The 13,514-nt window shown below is 43.5% G+C and carries 8 protein-coding genes and 1 riboswitch; of the genes, 4 read left to right on the top strand and 4 right to left on the bottom strand.

Going from position 1 to position 13,514, the window contains the following annotated elements:
• The first annotated feature begins 409 nt into the window (after positions 1-409).
• Positions 410-3,277 carry an FAD-binding and (Fe-S)-binding domain-containing protein gene (locus DC083_RS04100; protein WP_229822417.1) on the top strand — a complete coding sequence of 956 codons (2,868 nt, stop codon included), beginning with the start codon at positions 410-412 and terminating at the stop codon, positions 3,275-3,277.
• A gap of 710 nt (positions 3,278-3,987) precedes the next feature.
• On the opposite strand, the gene DC083_RS04095 is transcribed toward DC083_RS04100, so the two are convergent.
• Positions 3,988-4,932: a LysR family transcriptional regulator gene (locus tag DC083_RS04095; protein ID WP_109188995.1), complete on the bottom strand. Its 945-nt coding sequence runs from the start codon at positions 4,930-4,932 to the stop codon at positions 3,988-3,990.
• A 217-nt stretch (positions 4,933-5,149) separates the two neighbouring features.
• Between DC083_RS04095 and DC083_RS04090 the strand changes: the two genes are divergently transcribed.
• Together DC083_RS04090 and DC083_RS04085 are read left to right on the top strand one after the other, a co-directional pair.
• Entirely contained in the window at positions 5,150-5,569 is a 420-nt protein-coding gene (locus DC083_RS04090) for a DoxX family protein (protein WP_109188994.1), read from the top strand.
• A 258-nt stretch (positions 5,570-5,827) separates the two neighbouring features.
• On the top strand, positions 5,828-7,795 hold the full coding sequence (locus DC083_RS04085) for a hypothetical protein (RefSeq protein ID WP_109188993.1): 1,968 nt from the start codon (positions 5,828-5,830) through the stop codon (positions 7,793-7,795).
• Positions 7,796-8,048: 253 nt separating this feature from the next.
• Here the strand turns inward: DC083_RS04085 and brnQ are convergent, their stop codons facing one another.
• From brnQ to DC083_RS04070, 3 genes are all read right to left on the bottom strand, one after another.
• Positions 8,049-9,404: a branched-chain amino acid transport system II carrier protein gene (brnQ, locus tag DC083_RS04080; protein WP_109188992.1), complete on the bottom strand. Its 1,356-nt coding sequence runs from the start codon at positions 9,402-9,404 to the stop codon at positions 8,049-8,051.
• 203 nt (positions 9,405-9,607) lie between these two features.
• A complete protein-coding gene (locus DC083_RS04075; RefSeq protein ID WP_109188991.1) occupies positions 9,608-10,480 on the bottom strand; it encodes a DMT family transporter in 873 nt (290 codons plus the stop codon).
• Between the two features lie 194 nt (positions 10,481-10,674).
• Entirely contained in the window at positions 10,675-11,097 is a 423-nt protein-coding gene (locus DC083_RS04070; protein ID WP_109188990.1) for a pyrimidine dimer DNA glycosylase/endonuclease V, read from the bottom strand.
• Between the two features lie 299 nt (positions 11,098-11,396).
• A riboswitch (TPP riboswitch) is annotated at positions 11,397-11,501 on the top strand.
• A 205-nt stretch (positions 11,502-11,706) separates the two neighbouring features.
• Here DC083_RS04070 and thiC point away from each other — a divergent pair.
• On the top strand, positions 11,707-13,503 hold the full coding sequence (gene thiC / locus DC083_RS04065) for a phosphomethylpyrimidine synthase ThiC (RefSeq protein ID WP_109188989.1): 1,797 nt from the start codon (positions 11,707-11,709) through the stop codon (positions 13,501-13,503).
• The last annotated feature ends 11 nt before the right edge of the window (positions 13,504-13,514 follow it).

The raw sequence follows: 13,514 nt of genomic DNA, 5'->3' as shown, positions 1-13,514 counted from the left end.
TAATAGATTGTAGAGATAATTATCCTGTGGATAACTTTGTGGGTAACCAGTTTATATTCTTGGGATAAGTAGGGAGAAATGCAACAAGCTGATAGATTAGTCATACGATTTTAGTGCTACTATTAACTATAGTATTTGTTATAACTAATTTGTGACTACAATTTTAAAATCTTTGTTTGATATTCATTTCTTTTAATAGATTTTTCTAATATATTGATATATCAAATGATATATTCTGATATCAATATATAATACCGATCGCGCCTTGTTGCTTTCACATTGAGAAAATAGATTACCCATTCAGCGATTCAGACAGATAGAGCAGAAGTGGAACGCTTTAGAATTGGTATTCATCACCCACAATAAAAATAGCCCATAATAAGAAAAAAAGAGAGAAGAGAGAGTTGTAATGGAGAAGAACATTTATATGAGAGAAGAGGCGCTTGATAGTGCGCACGAAGCCTTTGCCGAGAAAGCACGGGCTATTTTAGGGGAATCTCGGGTATATACCGATTATTTCTACCGTTTTGCTTATGGAACGGATGCGAGTCTCTATCGCTATATCCCTCAAGTAGTCATTCGCGTAGAGAATGAGGCAGAGATGATGGTAATAATGCCTATCGCGCGGGAATGTGGCGTGGCACTCACCTTTAGAGCATCGGGGACATCGCTCTCAGGACAAACTTCAAGTCAATCGGTGCTAGTATTATTGGGGCAAGGATTCACCAAACTTGAAATCACTGAGAAAGGCGAAAAAGTGACGGTCGGCCCAATGGTCATTGGTGCACAGGTGAATCAAGCTTTGTTACCTTATCAGCGTAAAATTGGGCCTGATCCTGCGTCTATTAATGTGGCGCGTATCGGCGGTATTGTGGCCAATAACAGTAGCGGAATGTGTTGTGGTACGAAGAATAATAGTTACCATACCATTGCCGATATTCGCTTAGTGCTCTTTGATGGTTGTGTTTTAGATACAAGAGATAGAGAGAGTGTGGCTACGTTTCGGGAAAAATATGCGCACTTTCTAGATCAGCTTCTTGCCTTACGGGCACGGATTATGATGAATCCGCTTTTGAAAGAGAAAGTCGCCACTAAATATCGCCTGAAAAATACTACCGGTTATGGCGTCAATGCCTTGATCGATTTTGAAGATCCGATTGAGATTTTAAAGCATCTTATTGTCGGTTCAGAGGGAACGCTCGGGTTTGTGAGCGAAGTGGTCTATCACACTGTGCCGGAATATCGGCATAAAGCGTCGGCATTTGTCTATTTCACCTCGCTTCGGGAGTGTTGTGAAACGGTGAAAGCATTGCGTGAACGTGCGCCGGTGGAAGCGGTTGAGCTCTTTGATGGACGAACACTTCATCTTGTTGGGGAAGCGATTGCGGACTTACCGAGCTTCTTCTATCGTCCGCTTGATCGGGATAGCGCCTGTCTATTGATTGAAACAATGGGGCAATCGGAAGCGGATTTAGCGCAGAAGATCAAAGAGATAGAAGCCGTCTTTGCTGATTTTAAGATCGTAGAATATACCGGATTTCAGACCGATACTGCGATTACGACACAATATTGGAATACCCGAAAAGGATTGTTACCGATTGTGGCGAAAGGGCGCAAAAGTGGCGCGCACGTGATTCCTGAAGATGTGGTCTTCCCGATGGAGCATCTTGTTGAGGGTGTTGAGGCGCTAACGGCGCTATTTGAGAAGCATAAATTCCCTGAAGCCACTATTATGGGGCACGCATTGGAGGGGAATCTACACTTTATCTTAGCGCCGGAGATGACTTCGAAGAAAAAGGTGAAGCAATTTGACCGTTTTATGGATGAGCTCGCCGAAGTAGTGGCGGTGAAATATGGCGGTTCTCTTAAAGGGGAGCACGGAACCGGGCGAAATATTGCGCCTTTTGTAGAGACAGAATGGGGCAGTGAGATCTATGCGGTAATGCGGGATATTAAAGCGCTCTTTGATCCGGATAATATCCTCAATCCTGATGTGATTATTACCGATAATAAAGCGCTTCATATCACCTCTTTTAAATCGATTCCCGCCGCTGATAAGCTGATTCAAGATTGTATTGAGTGCGGTTTTTGTGAGCCGGCATGCCCGTCAGATGGTTTATCTTTAACGCCGAGACAGAGAATTGCACTTCATCGCAATATGCAGATGTTGCCAAGAAGCGGAGAGAGTGGAGAGCTTTTTGCCAAGCTCAATCGCACCTATCAATATGCAGGGATTGAAACCTGTGCCGAAACAGGAATGTGTGGTCAGCGCTGTCCTGTGGGAATTAATACCGGCGCGTTTATCAAATCGATTCGCCCTAAAAATCGCGGAAGTATAGTGCGGTTTTCCGGCAATCATTTTGCCAAAGCAGAGAAGTTTTCCCGTTTTGCGCTCAATCGCGTGCAAAGTTTCGGTGTGGATAAAGCGCATCGTTGGAGCAGTAAATTACACAATACCTTCTTAGGCATTCCTGTTATTCCAACAATGATGCCGAAAGTAGCGAGCGAAGTGCCGATATTACCGGTACCGAGTAAGATTGAAAATTCGGTGGTCTATTTTTCCACTTGTGTGAATCGAAATCTGCAGGAGTTACAGGGGAAAGGCAGTATTGACTCTCCGGCAAAAGCAGGCAAAGAGAATACCTTTGATCACGTTATTAGCCTATTGCAGAAAGCCGGTTTTACCCCATTTTTCCCGGATCATTTAGGGGGACTCTGTTGTGGGCAACCCTTTACTTCGGCAAAGGCGAATAGAGAAGCAAAATCGATGGCGGAGAAGCTCAATCAAGCCTTATTAACCGCAACCCGTTATGGTGAAATTCCGGTGTATGTGGATAATGCGCCTTGTGCGTTACAAGTTCACGATTGGCAGAAAGCAGGCTTAATTGATGAGCGGATTATTCTCTATCGTCCGACAGAATTTTTGGTAAAAGAAGTATTGCCAAGATTAACGATTGAGGAGAAGCTCGACCGTTTACTGCTTCACACACCTTGTAGTGTGGCCAAAGCCGGCGGTAGTCAAGATCTACTCAAATTAGCCAAAGCCTGTGCCAATGAAGTCGTACTGACTAATATCGAATGTTGCGGTTTTGCCGGCGCGAAAGGTTTTACAGTGCCGGAGATTAATGAAAATAGTTTGAAGCGCTTACCGGCAGATGCTGTAGAGCAGTTTGATATCGGCGCATCAATGAGTAAAACCTGTCAAATTGGTTTAACAAGTCATACCGGGCTCTCTTTCAAGAGTATCGAAGCGTTATTAGATCGTTGTGCGCTGTAGACTCATATAGGGATTCCTTCAACAAAGTGCATTTGAGACAAGATCTACTGATTAAACAGTAGATCTTTTTTTATACTTCTTAAATCTAATTCTCGGCGGGAGGGAATGATCGTGTGACCAGAAAGCGCGAGCGCCCGCAGGTGAGAAGCTCAAAGCCTCTCAGTAAATATCTAATTTCTGCATTTATAAAAGATCGATTATTTATTTCCAACATTGAAATTGCCACAACTGCCGGCGTGAGATTATTGTGAGGACGGGATATTTTATTCCGGCGAGATAACGCCATAATTGCCGGCGCGGGATTGTGATAAGAGCGGGATATTCGCTCCGGCGATGGGATAAATCTTCTTATGTCATAAAGATAGTTTGTTTCTGTAGATGTGGGAAAAATATCAGAAATTTTTATACTTCTTAAATCTAATTCTCGGCGGGAGGGAGTGATCGTGTGACCATACAAAGCGAGCGCCCGCAGGTGAGAAGCTCAAAGCCTCTCGACAAATCTCATTTATGCAACTGTCAGAGATCGATTATCTATTTCCAACATTGAAGTTGACACAATTGCCGGCGCGGGATTATTGTGAGGACGGGATATTTTATTCCGGCGAGATAACGTCACAACTGCCGGCGCGGGATTGTGATAAGAGCGGGATATTTCGTTCCGGCGATACGATAAATTGTCTTAGTCGTTCTACATTCAATCTAATGCTCGATTAAATAAAATAATCAATATCCCGATTCTGTTTTGCCACATTCGGAAGAATGGAGTCCATAAAATAGTCGATAAAGAGACGGGTTTTGGCCGGGATATAACGACTGCTAGGATAGACAAGGTGTACTTTCATTGCCGGCGGTGCAGTGCCGGGGAGGATTTCGATAACGTTGCCTTTCTCTATGTCTGCTTGCACTGAATAATCGAGTAATCTGACAATGCCAAGACCGGCAACAGCGTGGGCGAGTGCCCCCATTGAGTGACTGTGAGTGATGGCAAATTGTAGCGGGAATCGCTCACTCTTTTCCCCAAATTCCCAAGGAATGACAGAACCTCGATCAGGGAAGTGAATTCCGATACATTGATGTTGCTGAAGATCGGCAATGGTTTGTGGTGTGCCAAATTGTGCAATGTAATCAGGAGAGGCAACTAATTTAAATTGGGCAGTGTGAAGATATTTCGCAACTACGCGGGCTTCCTCTAATTCCCCAATTCTAACGGCAATATCGACAGATTCGCGGGTGAAATTGACAAAGTGATTACCGAGGGCAATTTCTACTTTCAGGGCTTGTCGATGCGCTTCAATAAATGGGGCAATTTGCGGGATGAGGACGGTCATTCCATAACTATCCGGCGCACTAATACGGAGCGTTCCGCGAGGTTTGCCGTCCACTGCTAATTGATTTTCAATATCCTGAATATCCGCAAGGGCTTCTTTACACACCGCATAATAACTAGCCCCCTCTTCCGTCAACCGCATTGCGCGCGTAGAGCGTTCAAAGAGCTTCAGAGAGAGCTTTTTCTCAAGGCGAGCAATGGCTTTACTAATGGCCGATGGCGTTGTGCCAATCAGAATAGAGGCTTCAGTAAAACTTTGGCATTCAGCGGTCAGGCAGAAGACTTGAATATCTTCGAGATCAATTTTTTTGAAAGTATGGGCAGGCATAGATTCTCTCGAAATCAGCAATTGGGTCAGAGGATTATTGCTTTTCAGGCAATAATGATTTTCTATTGGGCTATATTAGCACGCTTTGCTTTTCCTTATGATAGGCTTAGTTATTTTCAATGAATTGAATCAAGTTTTTGTACTTATTTTGAAGTGATTAGCGAGTGCAAAAGCGTTAATCAATATGATGATTAAGTTATTTTCTAAGGAGAGAAAAATGTTAAACCCGAATATATGGATCAAAAATTGGGTATCCCCTCAAGTCTTTCAATCAATGCTACTGCTAGTCGGTCGAGCATTGATGGCATACCTCTTTATTATTGCCGGTTGGGGCAAAATTGCCGGTTATGCCGGAACGATTGGCTATATGGAATCAAAAGGCTTGCCCGGCGGACTTTTATGGCTCGTGATTTTATTAGAGTTAGGCGGAGGCTTAGCAATTTTAGTAGGTTTTCAAACACGATTTGTAGCGCTCTTTATGATTGTATTTAATATCTTAACGGCAGTGATTTTCCACGGTGGTACAGGAGATGAAACCTCATTTATGAAAAATATCGCCATTGCCGGGGGCTTTATCTACCTAATGGTACAAGGTGCAGGCGCGTGGAGTATCGATGCTTGGCTTGAACGGAAATAGGGTATTTTCACTGTTCAATAGGAACTTTCAAATAGACATTTTCTATAAAAAATAAATGATAGAAAATGTGCTATAGAAAATAGGCTATACAAATAAGCTATAGACAAAGAGAATGAAATAGATGATGTAAAGGATAATGATCTTTCGGGATGATTATCCTTTTTTATGATCTAAATGCAGTGAAGCCCAAATTTTTAGAGAGAAGAATAGGCAATATGCTATGCTCTTCTCACGATTGTTCTGTGAGAGATTATCCATATGAAATTAAAAGTGATTTTGAGAAAGTGTCTGCCTGCAATGATGACCTCAATGGCGACCTGTTTAACCTTGGTGGGTTTAGTCACCGCGAATGTGAGCTATGCCGAAAAATCGAAAGTGAAACCGCCGAAGATTGATCAATCGGTAGGGCAATATGCTTATCTTCGGGATAAATTGCCGGATAATGCGGTGGCGTATCTGCGAGTTGCACAACCGGTTGTGCATTTTTTTAGTGCTAAAAATCGTACCAATGATCAAGCGCTACAACATCGGGAGAGCGTGAAAGCATTAGAATCATTTCGGGCGGTACTGAGTGATCAAGCGCTACTGACAGCGCAATTAGAGAAGATCGGTTTCTCATTAGATCAATATAATCAAGAGATGATTCACTATATTGCCACTTGGCTCTATCGCGATCTCAATGGTCCGATTGAGGCGATGGTTATTGATAAAGGGCATTCGATCTCGGCAATGTCGCAAGGGCTGATTATTGTGCCGGTGGCAATTGATTCGGTGGCAAAATTGAATCAGATATTGGCGGATAATCCCATTAATCCTGCGCTTTTGCAATTAGATGAACAGGGCTTTGGCACCTATGAACAGGCGAGTTTCTATTTTGATGCCGAGGAACAGCGACTCTTTGTGATGGTGGGTGTTGCGCCTATTAATTGGGAAGCGATGCAAACACAGATTGCAAAACTCAAACATCAACGGGAACACGAGATGTATACCTTTGAAAATCAGATTGATTTAACGGGGCAGAGTAACTTCTTGTGGTTCGATCTTCGTAATAAAGCCGGGGTTTTATCAGCACCTATTGGAAATATGGCGGTAATGGAACTCTTGCAACAGGTTGAGGGCATTGCGCTCGGTGAGGGGACTAATGAAGATGCGCAAGGGCAGATGAAAATCATCGTTAAAGGGGATATGAATACCCTGTTGGCACTTGATCCTAAACGTAAAAATGACTTTAATTTTGAGACAGTAGAAGCCCCGCTCGGCGCTGTGATTTTACCGATTCCAACACAAGCAATGGTGGAAAAGGCGCTCTATACTTCATTTGCAAGTCAAATGCCGGCCTATTTGGTGGATGAAGCTGTGGTAGCGGATTTCCAAGCGGAAGCCAAAGCGCTCTATCAAAATATACAGGCGAAACTTTCTACGGATCTTGGATTTGATCCAATGCCACTGCTGAATGCGCTTGGGCCCACGATGACGTTCTATTATGATGATCTAGGGCCACACGCAATTATTGGTTTACGGGATAAAAAACAGTTTTATCAATGGTTAAATACGCAAAAGGAAGCGGGCTTAGTGCAATATGATCAAAAGGGTAAAATGCACCATTTAGTGATGCAAAATCCTCTGATTCCCCTGCTTGTCGATAAGATTAGTCAAGATCCGAAAGAGGATTTAACACCGCTTACGTTCTATCCTTTCATTAATGAATATGTAGCGAATATCTACGGCGTACGAGCGCTTGATCTCAATTGGCACTTCTATTGGACTGAAGAGGGGGATTATATTCGAATAAATCGCTTGCCACAGATGGTGATGGAAGAGGATCGATTAGGCAATGAGAAGTTTGATAAATGGTTAGAGCGTTCACAAGGGATTAACCCTCAAGAGCTGCTCTTTGCCGGTACGATGAATATTAAAAATGGCGATCGTAATTGGTATTACAACTATCTACAGTTTTTACAAAATAGTGCTGATGTTTTAGGCGTTGAATTTGATGTGAATCGGATGCCAAGAGCCGATCAACTCGATTTTGCACAATCTTCTCGAGTGGGTCTGCAACTGAGTGCAAATGATCAATTTCTCTATCTCTCTTTAGATTATGGGGCTGATCCGAGTACGAGCATTATGAGTACATTGCTCTTTACCGGAAGCTCAATCTTTATGTCAGGCATACTTGCCGGATTTTTAGAGCAATTCCCGATCTATGAATCACTCTACTATAATTAGAATCTAAGAATGAGAACTAGTAGAACAAGAAGAGTAAAGTGAGAATAATCACGTAAAAAATAGAGCACAAATCAGTTTTTGCATATTTGTGCGGATAGAGTAAAGCCCACTGAATATCAGGTTCAGTGGGCTTTTTATACAGAGTGATATCTAGAGTGATATCGGGTCAAAATAAGCATTATTCAAATGCCGGCATATCAGCTAATCGAGGCAAGAAAACCATTCTATTCGGCATCTTGCAAGTGATGATTGATTAGACCGCTTCTGCCTTGCTACGAGTTCTAAAGCTCAATGCCCAACCAATGATTAAGCCGACAATCGCCGGTAAAATCCAACCCATACTCACATCAGAGAGCGGAAGAATCCCGTCCACTGTTGAGGTAATTGTCCACACCACAGGGTTTTGGCTTATCATCTCGGAAGAAGCTTTTAAACCCTCAAGCACTGCAACAATAAAGGTGATGCCGATGGTGCATTGATACACAATTTTCTGATGATGGAATAGGGGAGAGAGAAAAGCGAGGAATACTAAGGTGATCGCCAAAGGATAGAGGAACATCAATACCGGAATGGAGATGCTAATAATCGCTGTTAAACCCACATTGGCAATGAGCATACTGATAATACTGAAGATATGGACAAATCGACGATAAGAGATCTTCGGGAAAAGCTCGGTAAACATCTCGGCACAACTTGTAATAAGACCGATAGCGGTTTTCAGACAGGCAATAGTGATAATAATCGCTAAGAGCATTGCCCCATACGCACCAAAATAGTGGGTTGCAATCTGCGCAAGGGCAATACCGCCATTATCAGAGAGCGGGAATTGATTGAGGCTCGTGGCACCAATATAGGCAAGACAACCGTAAATAACGCTCATTAAAATAAGGCTAATAATGCCGGACTTAAAGGTATCTTTGGCGATATCGGTCGGATTAGTTACACCGAGGTTTTTGATGGTATTGACGACAATAATCCCAAAGGCTAAAGAGGCTAATACATCCATTGTGTTATAGCCCTCGGTAAAGCCTTTAAAGAGCGCATTATGCGTATAAGCCGGCTGAATCGGAAGCGTCTCAACATCCCCCATAGGATGGATAAAAGCGCTAATAATGAGAAAGGCTAAGAAGACCAAAAAGAGCGGATTTAACACTTTTCCGATCCACATCATAATATTGCTAGGATTGAGGGAAAGAATCCACGCTAATAGAAAGAAGAGAATAGTAAAGATGAGGAGTGCAATCGTATATTGATCTTCGCTTAAGAATGGTGTTAAGCCAATTTCAAAAGAGACCGTTGCCGTTCTAGGAAGTGCAAAGAAAGGGCCGATTGTTAGATAGAGCACAATGGTAAAGAAGAGGCCATAGAGCGGGGTAACCCGACTTGCAAGGTCATAGAGACCATTACTTTTAGAAAAGCCAATCGCCACAACACCGAGGAAAGGAAGCCCTACGCCGGTAAGGATAAAACCAATGGTTGCTAATGAGATAGAAGCACCGGCTTCTTGCCCCATATGAACGGGGAAGATAAGGTTCCCGGCACCAAAGAAGAGCCCGAATAACATCGAGCCGATAGTGATATATGCTGAGAGTGATAGTTGTTTCTTCATCTGAATCTCATAAGGTTAAAGGTGAATGAAAATAAAATGTTGTCATTTGAAAAGGTTGCCATTTGTGGTAACAATGTCATCGAAGAGGCGCTATCATATTGCAAAATCAGTGAATAATAAAATGAGTGTTTACTTTTTGAATAATTATTCATTCTATATCTGGTTTTTGATATCTATTTTCTCTATTGATTGTCGCTATGGGTTTAAAGCGATTGTTTTGATCGTCTCTGTTGAGTGATGACGAGTAATAATCCGCCCAATATCACTAAAGTGGCGCCGAGCCAGCCCCAGAATCCGAGTGTTTCATTCCAAAAAAAGTGGGAGATGAGCGCACCAAAAACGGCATTGAGATAGTAGAAAGGCGCTAAGATTGACGCATCTGTCAAGGAGTTTGCTTTCGTAACCCACACTTGACCAAGGGAGCCAAAGATTCCCATTAAGACTACAATCCCCCAAATCGCCGGTGATGTGGGGAGGGTAAATTCAGTAAAGAGCGCTAAACCGAGCGCCGAGATAATGCCGGTGAGAGAGAAGTAGAAGACAATCTCTGCACCTTTTGCCACTTTACTGACCCGCTTAATCGCCACCATTGCCATTGCCACAAAGATACCGGCAACAATAGGCAGTAGAGAGAGGAGAGAGAAATGGGGCTTATCTACATCGGCTAACATCCAAACGCCGGCTAGAGCGAGGAGGAAGCTCGGAATTAGCACCCAACTGAGCTTCTCTTTGAGCCAGATAAACGCCAAAATAGGAACGAAGAGCGGAGTGAGGGAGCGGAGCACTGTGGCATCTGAAAGCGGTAATACTTTTAGTGAGACAAAGATGAGGATCATCCCGATCTGCCCTGAGAGCGAGCGAATGGCGTGTAGCGGAAGCCTTGCAATTGAGTGGCGCATTTCGCCGGAGAGATAGAATGCCGGCAGAACCCACATTAGGGTGATGAGGTTTCGAAAGAAGATAATCGTTGCGGTCGAGATATCGTTACTTAACCATTTGATAGAGCTATCCATTAGCGCAAAAGCCACTTGAGAGAGCACTACAAAGAAGATGCCAAGAAGAAGCGTATTTCGCATAGAGATCCTATCGTTGAGAATGATGAAAAGGTCGCTGTTTTATCTTATGAGCAAATAGTGTACGCCTTTCTATAGGGCGCTTCTAGCATTGGCTGTGATTTTTTGATCAGAATCTGTTTGCTAAAGCCATTAAGATCTTGTACGAGTGTCTTAGATAGAGCGATCGATCTCATTTTTTTTATTCCTCTATTCCTCTATTCCTCAACCTCTGAGGTATCTATTGCAGATCTATCCGTTTGATGCGGTGTATAACGGGGTTTTTCCGGCATTCTTTCGATAATGCGCGCCATATTGATCGCTCGATCTTGGGCGGTGACTTTATAATCATTCCAGAGATGAAGATATTCTGCCACCTCATCCGGCCATTTATAGAGCACATTAAATCCTCTTTTCAGACATTCTTGATGCAGTGCGTCATAACGATCTTTTAAAAAACGTAATTTATCCCGGAAAAAGGTCACGTGCCCTGTTCCTAAATGGTAACCCGGCGCGTTTGAGAGCGGGACTTTGCCTTGCCGTTTCGCAATATCATTGGGAATACGGGTCAATTCCCGATGTTCGGCTAGGAGATGTTGATCACACAGTTCTTCAGGAGGAATGATATTAATTCGAGTCATAGGCATTACTCATCAACAGTTCAAAAGAGAGAATAGCATTGTAACAAGCTTGAATAAGGATCGCGAATAAGGGGGGGGGTAAATAGAAGAACCACAAAGGGAAGATAAGATAATAATCCTAATGATATGAATATGTTACCTATTTCGGAGGCAAGATATTACGTGGAAACGGGAAGAACTTTTGCTTTCTCAAGGAAAACAGGCTACATTCAAATGCAAGTGAAGAGCGGTTGAAAATCGATGAATAATGATCTATTAACAACTCATTGAAAAGCGATTTTAATCGAATCTTCTCTCTTTATTCACACTAGGGGAGCTCAAATCGAGCTGAGATTAGCATTGTGCTTAAACCCTTTGGACCTGATCTGGCTAATACCAGCGTAGGAAAGTAAGGCGATATAATGAGTATCTATTCTATTTTGGTTCTGTTGAATCATTATTTCAAAGCAATGATCAATCAATAAAGATCGATTCGTAACGTGATCAGATCGTAATATGCGTTTCTATTGACCATAGAGACGTTTTACGTGAAACATCCCATTATTATCCCTGCAATAGACGCTTGCTAGCCCAAATCTTGTTTTCTTTTACTATAATAGGAGCAGTTTGATGGCAGATACATTTCAACCCGAACAATCATTTCAACAGCCATTTCCCAATAGCCGAAAGGTCTATATTGAGGGTTCTAGGCCGGATATCCGAGTACCCTTTCGCGAGATTACCCTCTCAGATACTTTAGGATCCAAAGGAGAAGTGATTGAGAAAAATCCCCCATTTTTAGTCTATGACACGAGTGGCCCTTATTCAGATCAAGATTACCAAGTGGATCTGACGAAAGGGCTTCCGGCACTTAAAAGAGCTTGGGTTATAGAACGTGGCGATGTGGAGACGTATGAGGGACGCATCAAAAGTGCGCGAGATGATGGCTATAAGCGGGAAGATGATCCTCGTATTCAAGAGGGCGCTTTCCCGGGATTAAAACGACAACCGCTTCGGGCAAAGCCGGGGATGAATGTGACGCAGATGCATTATGCTCGTAAAGGGATGATTACGCCGGAGATGGAGTTTATCGCGATTCGTGAGGGAATGACACCGGCGTTTGTACGGGATGAAGTAGCGGCCGGCCGAGCGATTATCCCCTCGAATATTAATCATCCTGAAGCCGAGCCGATGATTATTGGTAAAAATTTCCAGGTGAAGATTAATGCCAATATCGGGAACTCGGCGATCACTTCTAATATCGAAGAGGAAGTGGAGAAGATGACGTGGGCTACTCGTTGGGGGGCGGATAATGTGATGGATCTCTCAACTGGGAAAGATATCCATAAAACACGGGAATGGATTATCCGTAACTCTGCCGTACCGATCGGCACTGTCCCCATTTACCAAGCTCTTGAAAAGGTCAATGGAATTGCCGAAGATCTGACGTGGGAAGTGTTTCGCGATACCTTAATTGAGCAAGCAGAGCAGGGCGTGGATTACTTCACAATTCACGCCGGTGTTTTACTGCGCTACATTCCGCTAACGGCGAATCGAGTAACGGGGATTGTCTCTCGAGGAGGTTCTATTATGGCACAGTGGTGTTTAGCGCATCACAAAGAGAATTTCATCTATACCCATTTTCGAGAAATTTGCGAGATTATGCAGCAGTATGATATCGCTTTCTCGTTGGGGGATGGCTTGCGACCAGGGTCGATTGCCGATGCCAATGATGAAGCGCAATTTGCTGAACTCAAGACCTTAGGGGAATTAACCACGATTGCCTGGGAGTATGATGTCCAGACGATGATCGAAGGTCCCGGGCACGTGCCAATGAATAAGATCAAAGAGAATATGGAGATGCAGGAGCAATATTGTCACGATGCACCTTTCTATACACTTGGACCACTGACAACTGATATCGCCCCGGGATATGATCATATCACCTCGGCCATTGGTGCAGCACAGATCGCTTGGTATGGTACGGCAATGCTCTGTTATGTAACGCCGAAGGAGCATTTAGGATTGCCCAACCGGGAAGATGTCCGCACCGGCGTGGTTACTTATAAATTAGCCGCGCACGCAGCAGATCTTGCAAAAGGGCATCCCAATGCGCAAAAACGGGATGATGCACTCTCAAAAGCGCGATTTGAATTTCGGTGGTTAGATCAATTTAATCTTGGGCTAGATCCAGAATTAGCGCGGGATTATCACGATGAAACCTTACCACAAGAAGGGGCAAAAGTAGCCCATTTCTGTTCGATGTGTGGCCCTAAATTCTGTTCAATGCGAATCTCGCAAGATATTCGAACGGTAGCACAAGCGCAATCAGGGGCAGCACAATTAGGGGAAGCGCAGAAAATTATCGCCGGAATGCAGGAGAAATCGGAAGAGTTTCGCGCGAATGAGAGCCAGATTTACCGCTAATCAGGTTCTGA

It is taken from the genome of Ignatzschineria ureiclastica (assembly GCF_003121845.1).
Lineage (GTDB): Bacteria > Pseudomonadota > Gammaproteobacteria > Cardiobacteriales > Wohlfahrtiimonadaceae > Ignatzschineria > Ignatzschineria ureiclastica.
This window is presented reverse-complemented; position numbering and strand designations above follow the sequence as displayed.

Coding starts and splice junctions, on each gene's coding strand:
- DC083_RS04085 (WP_109188993.1), top strand. CDS start 5,828: ATGAAATTAAAAGTGATTTTGAGAAAGTGTCTGCCTGCAATGATGACC.
- thiC (WP_109188989.1), top strand. CDS start 11,707: ATGGCAGATACATTTCAACCCGAACAATCATTTCAACAGCCATTTCCC.
- DC083_RS04090 (WP_109188994.1), top strand. CDS start 5,150: ATGTTAAACCCGAATATATGGATCAAAAATTGGGTATCCCCTCAAGTC.
- DC083_RS04100 (WP_229822417.1), top strand. CDS start 410: ATGGAGAAGAACATTTATATGAGAGAAGAGGCGCTTGATAGTGCGCAC.
- DC083_RS04070 (WP_109188990.1), bottom strand. CDS start 11,097: ATGACTCGAATTAATATCATTCCTCCTGAAGAACTGTGTGATCAACAT.
- DC083_RS04075 (WP_109188991.1), bottom strand. CDS start 10,480: ATGCGAAATACGCTTCTTCTTGGCATCTTCTTTGTAGTGCTCTCTCAA.
- brnQ (WP_109188992.1), bottom strand. CDS start 9,404: ATGAAGAAACAACTATCACTCTCAGCATATATCACTATCGGCTCGATG.
- DC083_RS04095 (WP_109188995.1), bottom strand. CDS start 4,932: ATGCCTGCCCATACTTTCAAAAAAATTGATCTCGAAGATATTCAAGTC.